Here is a 21,525-nt window from a genome sequence, read left to right as displayed (position 1 = left end):
CGCAGCATCCCCCTTACTAGGAGCAGGAAATGAACCCCGTCCGCAGCAGCATGCGCCAGCTTGGCGTCTCCCTCCGCGCCCTGGCGGTGCTCACGCTTTTCCTCGGCGTTGTGTACCCGTTGGTGGTGACGGGTGTCGGCCAGGCCGCGCTGCACGGCCGGGCCAACGGCTCGATGGTCAGCAGCGGCGGCAACGAGGTGGGCTCGAAGCTGATCGGCCAGTCGTTCACGGACGCCGACGGCGCTGCCCTGCCCGAATGGTTCCAGTCCCGGCCGTCCGCCGCGGGGGACGGGTACGACGGCGGTGCCTCCAGCGGTTCCAACCTCGGTCCGCTGAACGAGGACCTCGCGGCTGCCGTGGCCGAGCGGCGGGCAGCCGTCGCAGAGCTGGAGTCGGTGGCACCGGAGGATGTTCCCGCCGAGGCGGTCACGGCGTCGGGGTCCGGGCTGGATCCGCACATCAGCCCCGAGTACGCCCGGATGCAGGTGGACCGGGTGGCGGCCGAACGCGGCCTGGATCCGGTGCAGGTCTCTGCCCTGGTGGACGACGCCACGCAGGCCCCGTTCGCCGGAGTCCTGAGCAGCAGTACGGTCAACGTGTTGCTTTTGAACATTTCGCTGGCGGAGCTGGACACTTAGTCCATGACGCGAGGACAACTGAGGGTATTTCTGGGGGCGGCGCCCGGCGTGGGCAAGACCTACGCCATGCTCGAAGAGGGGCGCCGCCTCCGGGATGAGGGATCCGACGTCGTCGTCGCGCTGGTGGAAACCCATGGCCGCGCCGCGACAGCTGCCCTGGCCGAGGGGCTGGAGACGGTCCCGCGTGCCGCCCTCAGCCACCGCGGGCTGGAACTCACGGAGCTGGACCTGGACGCCGTCCTGGCGCGGGCGCCGGAATACGCGCTGGTGGATGAACTGGCCCATACCAACGTGCCCGGACTGAAGAACGAAAAGCGGTGGCAGGACGTGCAGGCCCTGCTCGACGCAGGGATCAACGTCCTGTCCACCGTGAACATCCAGCACATCGACTCCCTCAACGATGTGATCGAGCAGATCACCGGCACCCTGCAGGCCGAAACCGTACCGGACGCCGTCCTGCGCGGAGCCGAACAGGTGGAACTGGTGGACCTCACTCCCCAGTCGCTGCGCGGACGCCTGGCCGACGGCGTCATTTATCCGGAAGAACGGGTGGACGCAGCCCTGTCCAACTATTTCCGCCTCGGAAACCTGACGGCCCTGCGCGAACTGGCCCTGCTGTGGCTGGCGGACGAGGTGGATTCGGCTCTGAACCGCTACCGTGAAGAGCACGGCATCAGCCGCAAATGGGAGGCCCGGGAACGGGTGGTGGTGGCGCTCACCGGCGGCGCCGAAGGGCGCACCCTGCTGCGCCGCGGAGCACGGATTGCAGCCCGGTCCGCCGGGGGAAAGCTGCTGGCCGTCCACGTTTCCGGGGCCGACGGACTGCGCGGGCCGGAACCGGCAGAACTGGCCGCGCAGCGGCTCCTGGTGGAGAAGCTCGGCGGCACGTTCCACCAGGTGGTGGGCAACGATGTTCCGCGGGCACTGGTTGACTTCGCCCGGGGCGTCAACGCCACGCAGCTGGTGGTGGGGGTCAGCCGCCGTCCCCGGATCGCAGCACTGCTGTCCGGACAGGGCATCGGCGCCACGGTCATCCGGGAGTCCGGGGACATCGACGTGCATATGGTCTCCCACTCGGCGGCTGCCCGGACCTTGGTGCTGCCGCACTTCGGGGGCGCCCTCTCGATGCGTCGGCGCCTGCTGGGCTTCGCCTTCGCCATTGTGGGCGGTCCGCTGCTGACGGCAGGCCTGGTTTCTCTCCGGAGCGCCGAAACCATCACCGGCGACGTGCTGAGCTACCAGCTGCTGGTCATCCTCGTGGCCCTGATCGGCGGCATCTGGCCGGCCCTGTTCGCGGCCTTGCTCTCGGGCCTGACCCTGGACTTCTTCTTCATCCAACCGCTGTACACCGTTACCGTGGCCACGCCGTCGCACATGCTGGCGCTGGGGCTCTACGTAGTGAACGCGCTGCTCGTCAGTTATGTGGTGGATGCCGCCGCCCGGCGGGCGCGCACCGCCCGGCGTTCGGCGTCGGAATCCGAGCTGCTCGCATCGGTGGCCGGCAGCGTGCTGCGCGGGGAAGATGCCCTTGCCGCACTGGTCAGCCGCACCCGTGAAGCCTTCAACGTGAGCGCCGCACGGATGCGTTGCGAGGATGAAGACCTGTACTCCGAGGGCGAGTGGCCGGCTTCCGCCTCACCCGAAGATCCGGCGTTCACCCGCCTGCCGGTGGGGGAGCGGTGCTCCTTGGATCTATGGGGGCGCGAACTGGCTGCGTCGGACCGGCGCCTGCTGGCGGTCATCACCGCCCAGTTGGAGGCGGCACTGGAACACCGCGAACTGACCGAAACCGCCAGGGGACTCGGCTCGCTGGCCGAGGCGGACAAGGTCCGCACGGCGCTGCTGGCCGCCGTCGGGCATGACCTGCGCCGGCCGCTGACGGCAGCGACCGCCGCCGTTACCGGGCTGCGGGCAACGGACGTCACCTGGTCCGAGCAGGACCGCAGCGAACTCCTCGCCACCGCCGAGGAATCCCTGGCCTCCCTTTCCGGACTCGTCACCAGCCTGCTGGATGTGAGCAGGCTGCAGGCCGGCGTCGTCGGCGTGAGCCTGGAGCCGCTGAATGTCGCGGATGCGGTGCTGCCGGCGCTCGAGGAACTTGAACTGGGACCGGCGGACGTGGAACTGGAAATCCCCTCCGCGCCGCGCGTGGTCCTGGCCGATCCGGTGCTCCTGCAGCGTGTGCTGGTCAACCTGCTGGCCAATGCGGTGCGCTTCAGCCCGGCGGAAACGAAATGTGTCCTGTCCGTCAGCGAGTTTGCCGGCCGGGTGGAAATCCGCGTCATAGACTCGGGACCCGGTGTCCCGGAGCAGCGGCGGGGAGAAATCTTCGTCCCCTTCCAGCGGCTGGGGGACACGGATAACTCAACCGGCCTGGGCCTGGGACTGGCCTTGGCCAAGGGATTCACTGAAGGAATGGGCGGAACGCTGGAAACCGAAGACACACCCGGCGGCGGTCTGACCATGGTCCTCTCGCTGCCTGCCGCTGAACGCGGTACCCATGCGGCAGGGATCTCCACTCCGGCGGTGGCCGGATGAAGATCCTGGTCGCCGACGACGACGTGCAGATCCTCCGCGCGCTGCGCATCACGCTGAGCGCTTACGGATATGAGGTAGTGACTGCGGAAAGCGGCAGTGCCGCCATCCGGAAGGCGGTGGACACCCATCCGGACCTGCTGGTGCTGGATCTGGGCATGCCGGGGCTGAGCGGCATGGAAGTCATTGAAGCCGTCCGAGGCTGGAGTGCCGTGCCCATCCTCGTGGTCTCGGGCCGGATCGATCCGGCGGACAAGGTGCGGGCGCTGGACCTGGGGGCGGATGACTACGTCACCAAGCCCTTTTCCACCGAGGAGCTGCTGGCCCGGATCCGGGCGCTTTCCCGGCGGTCGCCCGCGGCTGCGGGTCCCAGCGAGATCACGTTCGGGGCCGTGCGGGTGGACCTGGCCGCGCGGCGCATCGCGCGGGTCGACGACGGCTCGGACATCCGCCTGACGCCTACCGAGTGGCGGTTCCTGTCCGAACTGCTTGCCCATCCGGGCATGCTGGTCACCCAACAGGCCCTGCTCACGAACGTCTGGGGCCCGGGCACCACGGACTCGGGCTACCTGCGGCTGTACATCGGACAGCTGCGGAGGAAACTGGAGCGTGACCCTGCGGCTCCGGAGCACCTGCTCACTGAACACGGCATGGGCTACCGGTTTGTGCCCTGATGCAACCGGTGGCAGGTCCTGACCGCTTAACGCAATGAGCGCCCGGCCCTTGCGGGACGGACGCTCATTTCGCGCGGTGTGGCTGGGAAGCCTTATGCGCGGTAGAACACGGGGCCGGAGCCGACGTTGACGGACTGGACTACGGTCTGGTTGCCGTTCCAGCCGCTGTGGATGGCTTCGCCGTTGCCGATGTAGATGGCAATGTGGGCCAGGCCCATGCCGCCGTCGGCGTAGTAGACCATGTCACCGGGCTCCGGGGTGGAGACCTGGGTGCCGTAGGCGGCCAGCTGTGCGGGAGCAAGGTCCCCCACGCTGTGGCCTGCGGCGCGCAGGGCAACCTCAACCAGGACGGTGCAGTCCTGGGCTGCGCCCAGCTGCGACTGTGCCGAAGCCAGCATGATGGCGTTGGTGCCGCTGGCTGCGGGGGTTGCTGCAGCCGGCGTGATGTTGGTGGACTGGGTGGTGACCACGCCGGTATTGGCGGGCTCAACCGGTGCTGCTGCTGCCGGTGCTGCAGCCGGAGCGGCGTAGGACGCAACGGGTTCGGCAGCAATGGCCGGAGCGGCTTCGCCGGCAACGGTGATGACATCGCCGGGGTAGATGATCGATGCCAGGGACAGGCCGTTCAGCGCCAGGACGGAGTCCAGGCCAACGCCGTAAGCGGCGGAGATCTGGCCCAGGGTGTCACCGGAAACAACGGTGTGGGTGGTGGCAGCAGCTGCGGGGGCAGCTACCGGTGCGGCTGCAACGGGGGCGGCTGCTACCGGGGCGGCCGGTGCAACGGCCTGCGACGGGGTGTAGTTGTCATTGGCGACAACTCCGGCGGAGGCCGGTGCGGCCATGCTGAGCATCAGGCCGGAACCTGCGACGACTACGGCAGCGGCGCTGCCGATGGTCCGTCCACGGCCGGCAACGACGATGGTCTCGGCGCGGTGGCGTCCACGAGTCTTGTTGAAAGTCATGTAATAACCTCTCCCGATACCTGCGAGGTGAGCTGTCGGATTCGGATGGGAGACACCCGGCCGCCGGTGAAACCGGAGACTTAACCCCAAGGATTCAAGGAACCCATAAATGGTTCCCCCGCCTCTGCCGTGGTTGTGCGTTCTGTGGACCCCGGGACCAGCGGCAGAGCTAGGTAACAAGCCCGGGGGAGCCGCATCAGAAAGCGGCATGGGAATAACCGTACAAGATAGTTACGGTTGGATAACCATTGTGTGATCTGCTTCTCTCAGGCGTGTGATCGGGGGCGCGATATGCTACCCGAAATCTGCCTCTGCGGCCACACCGGCTAGCTTCAGTCTCAATCTTAACAGGGCTTTTCTCGCGTCCGAGTGGCGGGGTAACCCCAGGCGTCGAGGTAGGTGTTACGGGTGTGATCCCTTCAGTAACAGCCGTACCACTGCCTCGGAATCGGCGTCCCGGCCACCCGATCCGCGCTCGAAGAATTCCACCCTCCGATACGGGAGTGGCTGAAGTTTTCCCATCGGTCACGACTGCACCACCGTGTGGGGTAAAAGTGGCCGGGATCACTGAAATTTGCTTCCCGACCGACGACGGCGGCGGGTAAGGTTGTTAGGCGACCTTCCAATATCGGTCGCTTGTTCCGAGCAAACAGGAGTATGCAGTGGCTGGCAGCGGTTCGAAATTATGGACCAGGGGATTTGTGCTGGCGATCATCACGAATCTCTTTATCTCACTGGTGTTTTATCTGTTGATGACCACCATGGCGCTCTACACGGTTCAGGAGTTCTCCGCATCCGACAGCACCGCCGGATTTGCTTCCGGATCCTTCGTCCTCGGTGCGTTGGCGGCACGGGTGTTCGCCGGGAAGTTCCTGGACTTCGTGGGGCGGCGCCGGCTGCTGGTGACCAGCCTCGCGGTGTTCGTGGTCGCATCGCTGCTGTACATCCCCGCGTCCAACCTGGCACTGCTCCTGACCGTCCGGATCCTGCACGGCATGGCATTCGGAGCGGCCAGCACGAGTATTTCCGCCTCGGTCATGGGACTGATTCCGGTCCACCGGCGCGGCGAGGGTACCGGCTACTTCGGTATCTCCACCACGATGGCTACGGCAGTAGGCCCGTTCCTGGCCGTGTTCCTGGCGGAGTCCGTCAGTTACCGCGCCCTGTTCCTGTTTGCTGCCGGCTGCGCCGCCGTCGCACTCGCGTTGTCCCTGGTGCTGTCCCTGCCGGAACGCACACCGACCGCCGAAGAACAGGAGAACAAGTGGCGGATGCACCTCACGGACATCATCGATCCGTCGGCACTGGCCATTGCATCGGTGATGTTCATTGCCGGCGCGGCATATGCCGGCATCCTCTCCTTCCTTAACTCCTATGCCCAGACGGAAGGCCTGGTGCTCGGCGCCAGCCTCTTCTTTGTGGTCTATGCGTGCGTGGTGCTGGTTTCGCGGTTGTTTGTGGGGCGCATCCAGGACCGGCACGGTGACAATGCCGTGGTGTACCCCACCCTGGTGTCCTTCGCCGTCGGCCTGGCGCTGCTGGCCTACGCCCCAAATGACACGGTGATGGCCCTGGCCGGCGTGTTTGTGGGCTTCGGCTTCGGTGCACTGATGCCGTGTGCCCAGGCGATTGCCGTGACAACGGCACCGGCGGCCCGGATCGGCCTGGCGACGTCCACGTTCTTCATCCTGATGGACGCCGGTGTGGGCCTTGGCCCGCTGCTTCTGGGCATGCTCCTGCCACTGATGGGATTCCACGGCATGTACTGGGTGCTGGCCGCCGTCCTGCTGGCCTCCACGGTGCTCTACCACTTTGTCCATGGACGAAAGGATTACCGGCCCGGCGCACCGGTGGAACCGGTGCGGGGGAAGCCTGCCGCCTGACACGGTAACCTCTTTCCCACACTGTCCGATGAGGGAAAGCAGAACGATGGCACGCGAGGAAACCACCTTGGCCGTTCCCGGTCCGGAGGGGGAGCGGCAGGTCCGCATCTCCAGTCCCGGGCGGGTCATCTGGCCGGATCCCGGAATCACGAAACTGGATCTGGCCCGCTATTTCGCGGAGGTGGGTGAGGCGTTCATCCGGGCCAACGGCGGCCGGCCCGTCTCGCTGGAGCGCTTCCCGGAGGGCATCGGCGGAGAGGTGTTCTTCTCCAAGAATCCGCCGCGCGGAATGCCGGACTGGATGCGTGCCGTCACCGTGAAATACCCGAGCGCCCGTTCACACCCGCAGGTGGTGCTGGATGAGCCTGCCGCCGCGGTGTGGGCGGCGCAGAGGAACACGGTGGTGTTCCATCCCTGGCCGTCGCGGGCGGAGAACACGGACAACCCGGACCAGCTGCGCATTGACCTGGATCCGCAGCCGGGCACGGATTTCGACGACGCCGTGCGTCCGGCCCAGGAACTGCGGTCCATCCTCGCCGAGGCCGGGTTGGACGCCTACATCAAGACTTCGGGCAACCGGGGCATCCACCTCTTCGCGCCCATCCGTCCGGAGCGTGAATTCCTGGACGTCCGGCATGCCGTGATTGCCGCAGCCCGGGAGGTGGAGCGCCGGATGCCGGACCAGGTGACCACGGCCTGGTGGAAGGAAGAACGCGGCACACGGGTGTTCGTGGACTTCAACCAGGCCAACCGCGACCGGACCATGGCCGGCGCGTACAGCCCGCGGGCGCTCCCGAACGCACCCGTCTCCTGCCCGATCACCTGGGACGAGCTGGAACGGGTGCATCCTGCGGACTTCACTATGCAGACAGTTCCGGAGCGGCTGCGCACCGTCGGGGATCCCTGGGCGGAGATGTCCGCCCGGCCGGGGTCCATTGATGTCCTGCTGGGCTGGTGGGAACGGGACCTGGCCAACGGGCTGGGCGAACTGCCCTTCCCGCCGGACTATCCGAAGATGCCGGGGGAGCCGCCGCGGGTCCAGCCCAGCCGCGCCCGTCGAAAGGACTAGGCTGCGGGATCGTGTTCAATGAGCCTGCCGTCCCGCATGGCCGCCACGTCATCGGTCAGGGGTACGAACTCGGTATCGTGGGTCACCATCACCGTACCCAGGTCGAATTCGCGTGTCACGGCAACCAATAGGCGGACAATCGCCTCGGACCGGTCGTGGTCCAGCGCGGCGGTGGGTTCGTCCACCAGCAGCAGCGACGGACTGCCCATGAGGGCACGGGCAATGTTGACCCGCTGACGCTGTCCACCGGAGAGCTGGTGGGGACGGCGGGCCGCGACGGATTGGGACAGCCCCACGAGTTCCAGGAGCTCCCGTGCCCGGGACTCGGATTCCTTCCCGGCCCTGCCGCGCAGCCGGTCAGTGATGACGAGCTGCTCCACGGCCGTGAGGGAAGGAAGCAGGTTCGCCTGCTGGAAGACGATGCCAAGTTCGGTACGCCGCAGTGCAGTCCGGCCGGCGTCGTCCAGTTCGCCGACATCCCGGCCGCCCACCGTCACGGTGCCCGACGCCGGGCGGATCAGAGTGGCGGCAACGGCGAGCAGGGAGGACTTGCCGGACCCTGACGGACCCACCAGTGAGAGGATCTTTCCCCGGGGAACAGTCAGGCTGACCCGGTCCAGTGCCTTCAGCGTGCTGACGCCGTCGGGGTATTCGAGGGTTACGTCCTGCAGGTGCAGTGCGGCGGTGGCAGCCGCGAGGGTCGGTGGGACAAGTGCCGAAGCTGAGGTTTCTGCCATGTTGTGGTGGTCCTTTCTTGGGAATACAGGATGTAGGTAGCTAGTTGCCGCCGAGAGCGGTCAGCGGATCTACCTTGGCAACCCGGCGTACGGCACCGGCCGCCCCGGCAAGCCCGAGCACCACGATGCCCAGGATCGGCAGCAGTGCGGTGGAAACCGTCAGGATGAACGGAGCAACCGCAGCGGCGGCCAAGCCGATCAGTACGGCGAGCACCCCGCCGGTGACGGCACCTGCGGCAACGATGACCCCGGCCTGGGCCAGCGCGTCACGCATCAGGTATGCGGAGCTGCCGCCCAAGGCCTTCAGCACGGCAATGTCGCGGGTGCGCTGGATGGTCCAGACCGCCAGGAAGGCCACAATGACCAGTGCGGAGATGCCGTACAGGAACGCCTGCATCATCAGCAGCGAACCGTTTTCCGAGGTGTAGGCGCCCAATCCGTTGAAAGAGCCGCGGATACCCGTGGAGACTGTGCCTGCGGCGTCGTCTGCCTGCTCGGCGGCGGAGCCCGAGGCGGCGATCACGGTGGCCACCGGCGCCGCGTCGGAGCCCTCATCGTTGGTATGGGCCGCAGCCTGCCATGTAGCCAGCGACGTCCAGACGAGCGGCGTGTGGCTGTAGTAGGACTGGTCGACAATGTCTTCAACAGTCAGGACCCGGCCGCCCAGGCGCACTTCGTCCCCCGCATCCAGGGACAGGGACTCCGCTGTTTCCGATCCAATGAGGATCTGTCCGTCGCCGATCTGGCGGGGCGCGAGCTTGCTGCCCGGTTCGACGCCGAAGACAGCCACGTTTGCACTGGCCCCGCCGGTAATGCGCGTCTGGGTGATGCCTACGGGTTCAGCGGTCTCGATGCCGGGAGTCTTCCGCCACTCAGCCAACTGCTCAGCTGTGACGGTTGATTCCGTATAGGAGACCTTGGCTTCACCGCCCTCGGGTGCACCGAAGGCAACGATGTCCACCCCGGCGGAGCCAAGGTCCTTGATTGCCGCAGTGTTTTGGTTGCCCAGGCCTGCGGTAAGCCCGGAGAGCAACACCAGAAGGAGGGTAATCAGGGCGACGACGCTGCCCATCAGGGCAAACCGCCCCTTGGCGAAGCGTATGTCGCGGAGTGCCAGATACACGTTTGCTTCCTTTCGGATCGGCCGCCGCAGCGGCAGTGGAGGGTACCTTTCAACCCTCCGCCGGTTCCGGGGCGAAACCATCGCATGGACGGATGATCCAGGCGGAGAAACCGGTTGGTCCTGCGCTCAACCGTTTGGTTGATGCCGTTGCGGACGGCCGGACCTAGGCTGGAATCATGAGTACGCCGAATCAAAGCAATGGGGGTCCCGACGGCGGCGCCGGCGCCGTGTCTGCCGCTAGCGCGACCGTCGCGGGGGACGCCGTGCTCCGCCTGCTGCGGGTAGCCCTGCACGTTGCCTTCGCCGGGCTGCTTGTTCTGGCTTTGGTCCAGCTGACCCTGGACGGGCCGGGAACGCCCCGCCTTGTGGCTGCGTATGCCTGCGCCTGTGTGCTCGCCGTCGTCTATCTCGCCGGCACCGTGGCAGAGAAACGCTACGCAGCAACCGGGACCGGGCCGGACCCCGGCCGTGCCGGTCCCTATTGGCTGGCGGCCGTAACGTTCCTATGGCTTCTTCTGCTGCTGATAAGCGCCGATTTTTCCTGGCTGGCCTTCCCCCTGTTCTTCCTGGACCTGCATCTGCTGCGGACCGTGCCCGCCTTGGCGGCAGTAACCGCGATGACGGCTGCGGTGGTCGCCGCCCAGGGCGTGCACTCCGGAGGGTTTACTCTCGCAGTCCTGTTGGGCCCGGTGCTGGGTGCCCTCTTTGCTGTGGTGATGGGCTTCGCCTACGCGGCGCTGCACGGAGAAAGCGTGAACCAGCGGCGTGCGCTGGCCGAGCTTCGGCGCACCCGCGGGCAGCTGGCAGCGTCCCAGCACCGTGCGGGCGTCCTGGCGGAACGGGAACGCCTGGCCCGCGAGATCCATGACACCCTGGCCCAGGGGTTTTCCAGCATTGTCCTGATGTCGCGGGCGGCCGGCGCCGCACTGGAAAGCGGACAGGCGGATCTGGCCCGGGAGCGCATTGCCACGGTCCAGGCCACTGCGTCGGAAAACCTGGCCGAGGCCAGGAAGTTTGTGCGCGGCCTGACCGAAGCGGCAACGGGCAGCGGGACCCTCATCGCGGGGCTGGAGCGCCTCTGCGCCGATAGCTCCCGGCAGGCGGCCTCCGGCGGTCAGCCGCTGGAGTGCAGCCTCCGGGTGGACGGAGAGCCGGTGGATCTCGATGCCCGGTATGAAACCACCCTGCTGAGGGCGGCGCAGGCTTCCCTTGCCAACGTGCGGGCGCATTCCGGTGCACATACCGCGGTACTGACGCTCAGCTTTGCGCCCGACGCAGTGACGCTGGATGTCTTCGATGACGGTACGGGCTTCAGCACCGCAACGCTCCCGGACGTCCCCCGCCGGGACGGAAGCGGATTCGGGCTGCTCTCCCTGCGCGAGCGGGCAGCGGATCTGGGCGGGGTGCTGAGCATCGAGTCCGCGCCCGGCGAAGGCGCGGTGGTGGCGGTACGGCTTCCGCTGCCGGCTGCCGACCGGCCGGAGCTGGAGCAACCGGCTCCCGCGAAGACACGGGCATGAGAGTGATGCGGATCCTGCTGGTTGACGATCACCCGGTGGTCCGGGCAGGTCTGCGCGCCATGCTGGAGGACTTTGAAGGCATCCGGGTTGCCGCCGAATCCGCGGACGGCGAATCAGCGGTGGCCGAAGTCCGTAAACAGGAGGTGCTGGGCACCCCGGTCGATCTTGTACTGATGGATCTGCAGATGGGGGCGGGCATGGACGGGGTGGAGGCCACGCGGAGAATCCGGGCGGCCGACGGCCCGCCGGTGCTGATTCTGACCACCTATGACACTGACGCCGATATCCTGGCGGCCATCGAAGCCGGGGCGGCCGGTTACATGCTCAAGGATGCGGATCCTGAGGAGATCCGCACCGCGGTCACTGCTGCTGCGGACGGGCGGACGGCGTTGTCGCCGCTGGTTGCGGCCCGGCTGATGGGACATCTGCGGAGTCCGGCTCCGGCCCTCAGCAGCCGTGAACTTGAACTGCTTGAGCTGCTGGCAACGGGCCTCGGGAACCGGGCCATCGCCCGGAAGCTGTTTATCTCCGAAGCGACGGTGAAAACGCACTTGGTGCACATCTACGAAAAGCTCGGTGTGGACAACCGGACCGCCGCCATCGCCGAAGCCCGGCGCCAGCGGATCCTGCGCTCTTAACGGGCACGGAACGGCGAAGCCGGGCTTCAGCGGTGCGGAGGTTACGCGGTGCTAGGCCTTCTGCACCGTGATGGACCACTCCGCGGGGCCGCGCTTGGAGAAATCCGTGACGGGGTAGCCGCTTTCGGCAGCCCAACGCGGAATGGCGTCCGTGGCCTGGGTGCAGTCGAAGTGGATGACGAGTTCATCACCGCTGCTCAGTGTTGTCATAGCCTGCTTGGCTTCCACGAGGGGGAAGGGGCAGACGGATCCGTTGGTTTCCAGGGTGACCTGTGCCATGGTGTGTATCCTTTTCGAGCTATTGGTGGGGGATTAGACGCCGACGGGGACGCGAGCGGAGGCCGGCGCCGGGCGGCGGTTCATGATGGTGAGCTTCGCAGCGACGCCGGTGCCGAGGATCATGAAGATCAGCGCGGTCCAGCCCTGGAAGGTGAACTGGGCCGTCTGCACCATGGCGTTGCCGATGGTGCAGCCGCCGGCCAGGGCGGCGCCGATGCCCATCAGGGCACCGCCGCCGAGGCTCTTCACGGCGGTGGCGGCGTCGGGGACCCGGACCCGGAATTCGCCGCTGCCCTTGGCTGCGATGAAGGAGCCGAGCAGGATGCCGATGACCAGGTACACACCCCAGTCCACGAGCTCGGCATCGCCGGTGACAAGGTAGGTGACCAGCTTGGAGGAGGGGGTGGTGATGCCCAGGCCGTCTTCCCGGCCGGTGGCCCAGCTCAGCGGCCAGGCTGCCGTGGCAATGAGCCCGATGACGACGGCCGTAGCGAAGGCATTCCACGGCTTTTCGAACAAGAGGTGCGCCAGCCCGGTCTTCGACGCCGGCAGGGTGGCCATGGCGGACTTCGGCTTGGCCAGGTGGTGCCGGACCGCCAGTGCCACCGCGGTCACGAGCACCGCCACGAACAGCCACGGGGAGATGCCCAGGACCGAGTAGAAATTGCTCTGCTCCACGGTCACGGAGCGCATCGCGGTGTTGAAACCGGCCAGGGGGCCCGTCTTCATGATCGCGGCGAACAGTGCGTAGGAGATCAGCGCCAGCCAGCTGCCCACCAGGCCCTCGCCGGCGCGGTAGTAGGTTCCGGTGGCGCAGCCGCCGGCCAGCACAATGGCAAAGCCGAAGATGAAGCCGCCCACGATGGTTGCCAGCCAGGGGAACGCCTCGGCCTGCAGGGTGATGACGCCCGCCGCGTCCAAGGCGAATACTCCGATGCTTTGCACGGCCACAACCACCAGGAACGCGGTGAGCCAGCGGGTATTGCGTGTGACCCAGACATCGCGGAAGGCACCGGTGACGCAGAAGCGGCCCCGCTGCATAACGAATCCGAGCGCCAACCCGACCAGCAGGCCTGAAATAAGCATTGAAACTGCTCCTAGGAAAAAGGGGAGATGCCGCGGCAACGTGCCGCAGTTGAGCAACGCTAGTCCGGGTCCTTTCCGGCCGCCAAGGAATATGGCCCAGCATGTCCGCGGATTAAGCCGCATGACGGCGTAGGTGGACAAAGGCCGAACCGGAGCCTTCCCGTCCGTGGCCGGGGAACGCATGCGGTGGCAGAATCGGAGGGCAACGGACAACCGGCAGCCAGGACGCGATGTCGACTATCACAGTGGTGATCCCCTCCCATAACGACGCCGTTATGCTCGCTGCGTGCCTGCGCGCGGTGGCCCGGCAGACACGGCAGCCGGACGAGGTCCTGGTCGTGGACAACGCCAGCACCGATGCGACGGCGGACGTCTGCCGGGCAGCGGGTGTCCGCAGGATCTACGAGCCCGACGTCGGTGTCGCCTCCGCTACTTTCCGCGGCTTCGATGAGGCGAGCGGTGAATGGCTGGCCCGTTTGGACGCAGACTCGGTGCCTCCGCCGCACTGGCTGGAGCATCTGGAGGCCGACCTCCTCGAGGCCGGGAAAGACACCGCTGTCACCGGGCCGGGGGAGTTCTACGGCTCCGGCCGGGTCGTCCGGTGGATAGCGGAAACCCTCTATATCGGCGGCTACCGCTGGTCGATGAACCTGCTGCTCGGACACCCGCCGCTCTTCGGGTCCAATTTCGGCTTGCACCGGAGCATGTGGATACGGCTAAGGGACCGGGTGCACCGGGGCGATCCCCGCGTGCATGACGACCTGGACCTCTGTTATCAGCTCCGTCCCGGGATGTGGATCCGCTGGGACCCGGATCTGCGCGTGGGTGTATCCGCCCGGCCCTTTGACACGTGGCGCGGGCTGGGGCGGCGGGTGGCCATGGCTTACACCACGTTCAAGCTCGACTTCGAGCAGGAACCGCCGTTCCGGCGCCGGCGGGACCGGGCACGCAGCGTCAGCCGGCGGAATCGAACAGGTGCAGCAGGTCCCGCGTGAACTGGTAGGGCGATTCCTCGCTGGGGCTGTGTCCGCTGCCGTAGGCCGCAAAAGATGCGCCGATGCCGGCGGCGAACTCCCGGTGCAGCTGCAGCGGCCAGACATCATGCTCGCCGACGGCCACGAACTTAGGGAGGGTGGCTGCCCGGAGGGTATCCCGCAGGTCCGGGGCGTGCCTCATCAGCCCCACCATGTCCCGGATGGAGTCTTTCCTGGTGCGGGTGAACCGGTGGGCCACGAACGCCATCCGTCCCGGAGACGCCCCGATGAAGTTGCGCTGCACGCCCCAGACAATCAGGTCCGCGCTGATCCGGTCCCCGACTAAGGGGGCGGCCCAGCCGATACGGCTAACGCCGCGGAAACTCTGGCCGCCGCGCGGCGGGCAGCCGAGCAGGGTGATACTGCGGAACAGGCCCGGCCGCTGCTGCAGGGCCAGCTGGGCAACGATGCCGGCGAATGAGTAGCCGACCACGTGGGCCGGGCCGTAGGCGGAGAGCACGGCTATCAGGTCACCCGTAAACAGCTCATAGTCGTACCGGCGCTGCGGCGGCCGCAGGTGCTCGGGGCCGGCGTCGGCGGACTCGTACTGGCCGGCAAGGTCGAAGCTGAAGGCGAAGTATCCCGCCGCCGCCAGTTCCGGCAGCATCAGTGAGAAGTCCTCCTTCGACCCCATGGCGCCGGGCACCAGGACCACCGCCGGGCTGCCGGGGTCTCCCATGCTGATGGCCGCGAGGGACCCGCTGGGTGCCGGAAACCGGGAACGGAGGCAGCCGGCGGGAAGAGCGGACCAGTCGACGTCGCCGAGTTGCGCGTCGCGGGCGGCAGCAGGATCGGCCGGGGCAGCCGGTTCGGTGCGCGGCTTTCCGCCCGGCCCCCGGCCGGCGAACCTCCCGCGTATCACCATGGCTAAAAAGATAGCCGCCAAACGGGTCCCCGTCTGCTGGTCCCGGACCTGGGGAGCACGGGGCAAGCCATTTCCCCGCCGCGCGGACAAGCAGGTCAGCGGCCATCGGGCACCGCGGTAGAATTTCGTTGCCTGCCCCGAAATTCCACCGACTCAGGAGCCGACGTTGCCCGCAAAGCGTAACCCCAACAAGTTCGTCTATCGAGGCATCGTATTTACGGGCCTCACTGCCCGCAGCCTCTTCAGGGTTCCCGTGATCCCCTCCGGCCTGGAGAACCTTCCCTCCCACGAGGACATCAGCGGACTGAACCGCGCCGTCGTGCCCGGCAAGGGGGCAGTGGTGGCCATTACGCACTTCGGCTACCTGGACTTCGCGTTCGCGGAGCTCCTGATGTGGAGGAAGCTCAAGGTCCACATGCGATTCCTCGTCACCAAGAAAGCCACGAAAAAGAAGTTCGTCAAGGCTGTCTGCGACTGGTGCGAGCACATCGTGGTGGACCGTGCCGACGGCGCAGCAGCCTACAAGGAGTCCGTAGAAAAGCTGCGCGGCGGTGATTACCTTGCGGTCCTGCCCGAGGCAGGCGTCAGCCGCAGCTTCACCGTGCGGCAGCTGAAGACCGGCGCCGTGCGCATGGCCGCCGAGGCCGGTGTCCCGATCATTCCGGTATCGGTCTGGGGCGGCCACCGCATGCTGACCCGCGGGCACGGCCTAAGCATCAAGGCCGTCTGGAAAACCCCGGTGCGCGTGCACGTGGGTGAAATCATGCGCGTCGAATCGGATGCCGACGTCGTCGAAGAGACCCGCCGGCTGCAGGAGGAACTGCAGGAGGGAATCGATTACTGCATCGATACCTACCCCGTGACGCCCGAACCCGGCGCGTGGTGGATGCCGCGGAGCCGCGGCGGCAGCGCCATGTCCGTGGAGGAACAGCAGGTTCTCGACGCCGCGGACCGCGAAAAGTACAAAATCACGGGTTAACACCAAAGAACTGACAACGGCAGCCGCAGGTGCGGCTGCCGTTGTCAGTTGGCGGACCGGTTAGGCGAGGGAATCCAGGGCCTCGGCAACCGGCGTCGAGCCGTTGTTGAACTCGATGGTCTTTCCGGCGGTTTCGGGGCGTTCGAGGACTTCGGCGGCCACATGGGCAACGTCTTCGCGCGAAACGGACTTGCCCTCGACTCCCGCTCCCGTTTCGATCCGGCCCGTGCCGGGATCCATGGTCAGCGCGCTGGGGCCAAGGATGGTCCAGTTCAGGCCGCTGGCCCGCAGGTGCTCGTCCGCGTCGGCCTTGGCCTCGGCGTAGGCAAAGAACCCGTCGTCTTCGGGGACGCCGTGGTCCTTGCCGGCACCGAAGTAGGAGACCATCACGTAGCGGCTGGCGCCTGCTGCTTCTGCGGCGTCCATGGAGCGGATCGCGGCGTCCCGGTCAACGGCAAAAGTGCGTTCGGGGGTACCGCCCCCGGCACCGGCGCTCCAGACGACGGCGTCCTGCCCGCGAAGCAGTTCGGTGATCTGTTCGGTGGAGAGATTTTCCACGTCGGCGACGACGGCTTCCGCGCCGGTCTGTTCAACATCCGCTGCGTGGTCCGGATTGCGGAAGAGGGAGGTGACGGTGTGGCCCTTGTCGGTCAGCCGTCGGGCCAGGTGCAGGGCGACTTTTCCGTGACCTCCGATAATGGCGATGCGGGACATGCGTTACTCCTTTGGTTGGTGACGGTCCATCCACCATAAGCATGCTGTCGAACCCGTGCAGGGTCCGCGCCCTGCCGTCCGCCAAGGGCTTAGCAGTTCGTGCGAATAGCATCGGCGGGGATAGCGGCGGCCTCCGGGGCTTGGTTATGATCGCGCTGGGCTCGAAAAACCGCGGAAGGAACGCTGTGGCAACAACTACGGCTCAGCCGGACCTCACTGTTTCGACGTCGGACGGAACGGTGCGGGGAACAATAGTGAACGGCGTGCGGGTGTGGCGGGGAATACCGTACGCGGCCCCGCCGATCGGCGGGCTCCGGCTGCGCCTGCCGCGTCCGGTGCAGCCGTGGGAGGGCGTGCTGGACGCCGGCCGTTACGGTCCCGTACCGCCCCAGGAACGCGGGCTGCCGTCCATGGGCGCCGGCCGGAAAACTCCCATGGACGAAGACTGCCTCACCATCAACGTCACCGCACCGTTGGACAAGGCACCGCCGCGCCCTGTCCTGGTGTATTTCTACGGCGGGGCGTTCACCATCGGGGCCGCGTCCGCGCCGGACTATGACGGCCGGAATCTCGTGGAACGCGGGGATGTGGTCTACGTCTGCATGAATTATCGGCTGGGAGCACTCGGCTTCATGGATTTCCGCCGGTATTCGACGCCGGAGCGGCCGTTCGATGTAAACGTCGGGTTGGCGGACCAGGTCGCGGCCCTGCGCTGGGTCCAGCGCAACATTGCCGCCTTCGGAGGGGATCCCGGGAACGTGACGGTTTTCGGCGAGTCTGCCGGGGCTGTGTCGATTACTGCGCTGATGTGCGTTCCGTCTGCCGAGGGGCTCTTCCACCGGGCCTTTGTGCAGAGTTCGGCACCGGCTACTGCCTATGGCCCCGGCCTGCCGGAAAAGTGGGCAGGCAGCCTGATCGAACTGCTGGGGGTCGCCGAAGAGGATGCGTCGAATGCCCTGGCCACGTTGCCTGCCCAGCGCCTGGTGAAGGCAGTCGGCAAGCTCACCGGCAAGGTCACGCCTGAGTCCGAGCCTGGTGCCCTGGCCGTAGCACCGGTGGTCGACGGGGAGTTCCTGCCCCTGCATCCCATCGATGCCTTCCGGACGGGCAAGGCACACCGGATTCCGCTCGTCATCGGCAATATGTTCCGCGAAGGCGCGCTGTTCGACCGGGTGCAGGACATCCTCCCCACCACGGAGGAACGGATCGACACGATGTTTGCCCGCACGGAACCGGAGCTCAAGGAACAGGTCCTCGCCGCCTACCCCGGCTACCCGTCCAAGCGCGCCGCCGTGGACGTAGGCGGGGATGTCGTCTTCTGGCTGCCCAGTATCCAAGTGGCCGAAGGGCACAGCGCGTACGCGCCCACGTGGTCCTTCCGGTTCGACTATGCCCCGCGGATGGCGAACCTGCTGGGAATGGGTGCCACCCACGGTATGGACATCCCTGCGGTGTTTGGAAACTACGACCGCGGACTGGGCAGGTTCCTGACGCTGCTCGGCGGCAAGCGCACTGCCGTTTCCGTTGGCAACCGGTTCCGCGGCGCGCTGCTGCGCTTCGCCCGCACCGGAGGTCCGGGCCTGTGGCCGGCGTACAGCATCGAGACGCGAGCCACCAAAGTCTTCGACGGCACCGACAACGTTATCCATGATCCGCACCGGGACCGCCGGGAAGCGTGGAACGGGTACCGCGGCTACCGCTGACCTAGACCGGCAGGTCCCGCAGCAGTCCGCCCAGGCGAAGGAGCTCCAGCGGCGCGTGCTGGGCGAGCGAGAGACCGACTATCTCCCCGGCATCGCCCAGGGCGTCGATAATCCGAAGCAGGTCCGGCACCCGCATGCCCCGGGTGCCGTTGCCTGTGGTTCCGGTGAAATCCCGCCGGTCCAGCACATCCAGGTCCACATGGATGGCCAGCTTCGTAGCTCCGGTGAGCGCCAGCCAATCCAGGATCCGGCGGGTGTCCTCCGGAGTGTCCGTGATCCCGACGCTGGAGATCCCCAGCCGGCGCTTATTGGCCATGCCGGGATCCTGCCAGTCCTGCAGGCCGACGTGGAGGACGTTCGACGGCGCCACCACTGCCGGCAGCGCGGCCAGGAATTCGGCGTCGCCCTCCCCGGCGAGCGTCGACAGGGACATGGAACGGAACCCGGTATAGCTGTCGCCCGGGGTCCCGGTGTCCGGGTGCGCATCCACCCACAGCACCGCCAGGTCCGGCCCGTACCTGGCGGCCAGGTAACTGAACGGGGCCACGCTCACCGAACATTCCCCGCCGAAAGTGACCACTGACGCCGGATCGGCTTCCGACACCAGCCGGAGCCCTTCCCGGAGCTGGCGCAGGACCGCTTCGCGGGCATAAATGCCGTCCACCGTCTCCACTGCCTCGTCCGTTGTGTCGGTGCTGACCGGCACAAAAGCGGTGGGACCCTCATGGGCGGGGGAGAGCAACTCGAGCAGGGAAGGTCCGAGATGGTACGAAAGCTGGGTCTGGTGCGGCAGACCCGCAGGCAGCGAACCGACAGCGCCTGCTCCGGCAGCACCCTGCCACTGCGGAAAGATCAGCCGAAGGGACCCGGGACCGGATGGATGCATGGAGGTCATGATCGTCCTTAAGTGCGGAACAGATGCTTACCTTACCGCCGCGGACCTGAGCCGAAACAGGTGCGTGCACAAAATAGAATGGAGGCATGACTGCAACCCTCGTCGCCCGGGACCTTTCCGGCGGCCACGCCCACCGCACCCTTTTCGAGCATCTTTCCCTCACCGTCGCGCCGGGAGACGTGGTGGGCGTGGTGGGCGCCAACGGTGCCGGCAAATCGACGCTGCTGCGGTTGCTCGCCGGAGCGGCCGAACCGCAGGCCGGTACGGTCAGCACATCCCCTGCCGATGCCTTTGTCGGCTGGCTGCCGCAGGAACACGAACGGCTCGCCGGTGAAACGGTGGGCGCGTATCTGGCCCGGCGTACCGGGGCGGCGGCTTCTACTGTTGCCATGGAGGCTGCAGCCGAAGCGCTGGGATCCGAACTCCCCGGAGCGGATGACGCCTATGCGGCTGCACTGGACCGGTGGCTGGCGTCCGGTGCAGCCGACCTCGAAGACCGGGCACCCGCCGTACTGGCGGACCTGGGCCTGCAGCTCGGCCTGGACACCGGGATGGCCGGGCTTTCGGGCGGACAGGCGGCACGCGTGGCGCTGGCCGCCCTGCTGCTGAGCCGCTTCGACATCGTCCTGCTCGACGAACCCACCAATGACCTTGACCTGGACGGCCTGGCACGTCTGGAACAGTTTGTCCGCGGACTCCGCGGCGGCGTCGTGCTGGTGTCCCATGACCGTGAGTTCCTCGCCCGGTGCGTAACCACCGTGGTGGAGCTGGATCTGGCACAGAACAGCGTGGCGGTCTACGACGGCGGCTACGAGGCGTACCTGGAGGAACGCGCCGTGGCCCGCCGGCATGCCCGCGAGGCCTACGACGAGTTCGCTGACAAGAAGGCGGATCTGGTGTCCCGCGCCCGGACCACCCGGGAATGGAGCTCGCAGGGCGTGCGCAACGCCATGAAAAAGAACCCTGACAATGACAAGATCAGGCGCAAGGCCAGCACCGAGTCATCCGAAAAGCAGGCACGGAAAGTCCGCCAGATGGAGTCACGTATCGCCCGCCTGGACGAGGTGGAGGAACCACGCAAGGAGTGGCAGCTGCAGCTGCGCATCGGCTCGGCGCCCCGCTCCAGCTCGGTGGTGTCCACGTTGAACGACGCCGCACTCACCCGCGGCGGATTCACCCTCGGTCCGGTATCGGTGCAGGTGAATGCGGGGGAGCGGATCGGCATCACCGGCCCCAACGGTGCCGGCAAATCCACGCTGCTGCGGCTGCTGCTGGGACGCGAGGTGCCCGACGCCGGTACGGCCTCCCTGGGTGCCTCAGTCGCGGTGGGGGAAATCGATCAGGGCCGCGGCCAGCTCCCGCCCGACCTGCCGCTGGGGGAAGCCTTTGAAGCGGCCGTTCCGGAACTCTCGTCCGCGGAGGCACGGACCCTGCTGGCCAAATTCGGGCTCAAGGCGGATCAGGTGGCGAGCCGGGTCGACGCGTTGTCCCCGGGCGAGCGTACCCGCGCTTCGCTGGCCCTCCTGCAGGCCCGGGGCGTAAACCTGCTGGTCCTGGACGAGCCCACCAACCATTTGGACCTGCCCGCCATCGAGCAGCTCGAAGAGGCGCTGGAAAGCTACGAGGGGGCCCTGCTGCTGGTGTCCCACGACAGGCGGCTGCTGGAGAACGTCCGCCTCGATACCCGCTGGGAAGTCGCGGACGGGAAGGTCAACGCAGCCTAGCCCGGGTGGCCGCCGGGCACCCGGCGGATCCGGCACCGGGCTTCGACCCGTCAGCACGGTGCCGGATGTGATACAAAGTATGCTGTGACGCATCCTTGGGAGGTGCGGAACGTAGGTCTCGGACGATTTCACGGAAGAAGTGTCCTCATGGCTCCAAGGATGGAATACCGTAGTGCTGCCTCAGCGGCCTGCGGGAGCAGCGGCATAACGGTTCGGTACAGGTGCGCAGGGAATCCGCGCACTCCATTTGCGCGCGCCGGAAACGCCCTGTGAAGGCGTTAAGGTCGGCGGAGGTACCCGTCCTGATCCTCGTCTGGATCTTGTGCGTCGGAACCGATTGGTCAACCGGCACGAAAATCGCCCTCAACGTTGCAGCAGTTGCTGCGCTTTGCCTTCGGGAAGCCATCCTGCACCGCCGCCTGGGGGCGAGGCCCGCCCATGGACGGCGCAGCGCCGGTTCACGGCAG

The 21,525-nt window shown here is 67.0% G+C and carries 19 protein-coding genes and 1 riboswitch; of the genes, 11 read left to right on the top strand and 8 right to left on the bottom strand.

Features of this window, described 5'->3' with window-relative positions; all coding sequences use genetic code 11:
- The first annotated feature begins 29 nt into the window (after nucleotides 1–29).
- From kdpC to LJ760_RS08870, 3 genes are read left to right on the top strand one after another with little or no spacing between them, the layout of a single operon-like run.
- Nucleotides 30–638 (top strand): potassium-transporting ATPase subunit KdpC, encoded by a 609-nt coding sequence (gene kdpC / locus LJ760_RS08880; protein ID WP_227921885.1) that lies wholly within the window; start codon nucleotides 30–32, stop codon nucleotides 636–638.
- Nucleotides 639–641: 3 nt separating this feature from the next.
- Nucleotides 642–3,176 carry an ATP-binding protein gene (locus LJ760_RS08875; RefSeq protein WP_227921881.1) on the top strand — a complete coding sequence of 845 codons (2,535 nt, stop codon included), beginning with the start codon at nucleotides 642–644 and terminating at the stop codon, nucleotides 3,174–3,176.
- Nucleotides 3,173–3,847: a response regulator gene (locus LJ760_RS08870; protein WP_227921879.1), complete on the top strand. Its 675-nt coding sequence runs from the start codon at nucleotides 3,173–3,175 to the stop codon at nucleotides 3,845–3,847. Before LJ760_RS08875 ends, LJ760_RS08870 begins: the two co-directional genes overlap by 4 nt.
- A gap of 92 nt (nucleotides 3,848–3,939) precedes the next feature.
- Here LJ760_RS08870 and LJ760_RS08865 read toward each other — a convergent pair whose 3' ends face one another.
- Complete coding sequence (locus LJ760_RS08865) at nucleotides 3,940–4,809, bottom strand: LysM peptidoglycan-binding domain-containing protein (RefSeq protein WP_227921876.1); 870 nt, start codon at nucleotides 4,807–4,809, stop codon at nucleotides 3,940–3,942.
- Nucleotides 4,810–4,812: 3 nt separating this feature from the next.
- Nucleotides 4,813–4,959: riboswitch (cyclic di-AMP (ydaO/yuaA leader) on the bottom strand.
- Nucleotides 4,960–5,471: 512 nt separating this feature from the next.
- Here LJ760_RS08865 and LJ760_RS08860 point away from each other — a divergent pair.
- Together LJ760_RS08860 and ligD are read left to right on the top strand one after the other, a co-directional pair.
- Nucleotides 5,472–6,692: an MFS transporter gene (locus LJ760_RS08860; protein WP_227921874.1), complete on the top strand. Its 1,221-nt coding sequence runs from the start codon at nucleotides 5,472–5,474 to the stop codon at nucleotides 6,690–6,692.
- A 46-nt stretch (nucleotides 6,693–6,738) separates the two neighbouring features.
- Nucleotides 6,739–7,761 carry a non-homologous end-joining DNA ligase gene (ligD, locus tag LJ760_RS08855; RefSeq protein WP_227921868.1) on the top strand — a complete coding sequence of 341 codons (1,023 nt, stop codon included), beginning with the start codon at nucleotides 6,739–6,741 and terminating at the stop codon, nucleotides 7,759–7,761.
- Here ligD and LJ760_RS08850 read toward each other — a convergent pair.
- Both LJ760_RS08850 and LJ760_RS08845 read right to left on the bottom strand, forming a co-directional pair.
- The gene (locus LJ760_RS08850; RefSeq protein ID WP_227921866.1) at nucleotides 7,758–8,498 is read right to left on the bottom strand and encodes an ABC transporter ATP-binding protein; all 741 of its coding nucleotides are present in this window, start codon (nucleotides 8,496–8,498) and stop codon (nucleotides 7,758–7,760) included. The two genes, ligD and LJ760_RS08850, sit on opposite strands and share 4 nt — an antisense overlap.
- Before the next feature lie 40 nt (nucleotides 8,499–8,538).
- A complete protein-coding gene (locus LJ760_RS08845) occupies nucleotides 8,539–9,621 on the bottom strand; it encodes an ABC transporter permease (protein WP_227921863.1) in 1,083 nt (360 codons plus the stop codon).
- A gap of 176 nt (nucleotides 9,622–9,797) precedes the next feature.
- On the opposite strand from LJ760_RS08845, the gene LJ760_RS08840 reads away from it, so the two are divergent.
- Both LJ760_RS08840 and LJ760_RS08835 read left to right on the top strand, forming a co-directional pair.
- Nucleotides 9,798–11,141, top strand: a complete 1,344-nt coding sequence (locus LJ760_RS08840) for a sensor histidine kinase (protein WP_227921861.1) — start codon at nucleotides 9,798–9,800, stop codon at nucleotides 11,139–11,141.
- The gene (locus tag LJ760_RS08835) at nucleotides 11,138–11,779 is read left to right on the top strand and encodes a response regulator transcription factor (RefSeq protein ID WP_231709327.1); all 642 of its coding nucleotides are present in this window, start codon (nucleotides 11,138–11,140) and stop codon (nucleotides 11,777–11,779) included. The genes LJ760_RS08840 and LJ760_RS08835 overlap by 4 nt, the downstream gene beginning before the upstream one ends.
- A 51-nt stretch (nucleotides 11,780–11,830) precedes the next feature.
- Here the strand turns inward: LJ760_RS08835 and LJ760_RS08830 are convergent, their stop codons facing one another.
- Nucleotides 11,831–12,058: a sulfurtransferase TusA family protein gene (locus LJ760_RS08830; protein WP_227921859.1), complete on the bottom strand. Its 228-nt coding sequence runs from the start codon at nucleotides 12,056–12,058 to the stop codon at nucleotides 11,831–11,833.
- Between the two features lie 33 nt (nucleotides 12,059–12,091).
- Nucleotides 12,092–13,144 carry a YeeE/YedE family protein gene (locus LJ760_RS08825; protein ID WP_227921858.1) on the bottom strand — a complete coding sequence of 351 codons (1,053 nt, stop codon included), beginning with the start codon at nucleotides 13,142–13,144 and terminating at the stop codon, nucleotides 12,092–12,094.
- Between the two features lie 230 nt (nucleotides 13,145–13,374).
- On the opposite strand from LJ760_RS08825, the gene LJ760_RS08820 reads away from it, so the two are divergent.
- On the top strand, nucleotides 13,375–14,139 hold the full coding sequence (locus LJ760_RS08820) for a glycosyltransferase family 2 protein (RefSeq protein ID WP_227921857.1): 765 nt from the start codon (nucleotides 13,375–13,377) through the stop codon (nucleotides 14,137–14,139).
- Here the strand turns inward: LJ760_RS08820 and LJ760_RS08815 are convergent.
- Complete coding sequence (locus LJ760_RS08815; RefSeq protein ID WP_227921855.1) at nucleotides 14,099–15,043, bottom strand: alpha/beta fold hydrolase; 945 nt, start codon at nucleotides 15,041–15,043, stop codon at nucleotides 14,099–14,101. The two genes, LJ760_RS08820 and LJ760_RS08815, sit on opposite strands and share 41 nt — an antisense overlap.
- Before the next feature lie 166 nt (nucleotides 15,044–15,209).
- On the opposite strand from LJ760_RS08815, the gene LJ760_RS08810 reads away from it, so the two are divergent.
- Nucleotides 15,210–16,022, top strand: coding sequence for a lysophospholipid acyltransferase family protein (locus tag LJ760_RS08810; RefSeq protein ID WP_227921853.1), 813 nt, complete (start codon nucleotides 15,210–15,212; stop codon nucleotides 16,020–16,022).
- A 60-nt stretch (nucleotides 16,023–16,082) separates the two neighbouring features.
- Here LJ760_RS08810 and LJ760_RS08805 read toward each other — a convergent pair whose 3' ends face one another.
- Complete coding sequence (locus LJ760_RS08805) at nucleotides 16,083–16,736, bottom strand: SDR family oxidoreductase (RefSeq protein WP_227921851.1); 654 nt, start codon at nucleotides 16,734–16,736, stop codon at nucleotides 16,083–16,085.
- 185 nt (nucleotides 16,737–16,921) lie between these two features.
- On the opposite strand from LJ760_RS08805, the gene LJ760_RS08800 reads away from it, so the two are divergent.
- Nucleotides 16,922–18,439, top strand: a complete 1,518-nt coding sequence (locus LJ760_RS08800; RefSeq protein ID WP_227921849.1) for a carboxylesterase/lipase family protein — start codon at nucleotides 16,922–16,924, stop codon at nucleotides 18,437–18,439.
- Nucleotide 18,440: 1 nt separating this feature from the next.
- Here LJ760_RS08800 and LJ760_RS08795 read toward each other — a convergent pair whose 3' ends face one another.
- The gene (locus tag LJ760_RS08795) at nucleotides 18,441–19,334 is read right to left on the bottom strand and encodes an arginase family protein (RefSeq protein ID WP_227921846.1); all 894 of its coding nucleotides are present in this window, start codon (nucleotides 19,332–19,334) and stop codon (nucleotides 18,441–18,443) included.
- Nucleotides 19,335–19,420: 86 nt separating this feature from the next.
- Between LJ760_RS08795 and LJ760_RS08790 the strand changes: the two genes are divergently transcribed.
- A complete protein-coding gene (locus tag LJ760_RS08790) occupies nucleotides 19,421–21,058 on the top strand; it encodes an ABC-F family ATP-binding cassette domain-containing protein (protein ID WP_227921844.1) in 1,638 nt (545 codons plus the stop codon).
- Nucleotides 21,059–21,525 lie beyond the last annotated feature (467 nt).

Origin of the sequence: Arthrobacter sp. zg-Y895 (assembly GCF_020731025.1) — a bacterium.
Lineage (GTDB): Bacteria > Actinomycetota > Actinomycetes > Actinomycetales > Micrococcaceae > Arthrobacter_B.
Note: the sequence above shows the minus strand (reverse complement) of the source record. Positions and strands in the feature narration are given on the sequence as shown.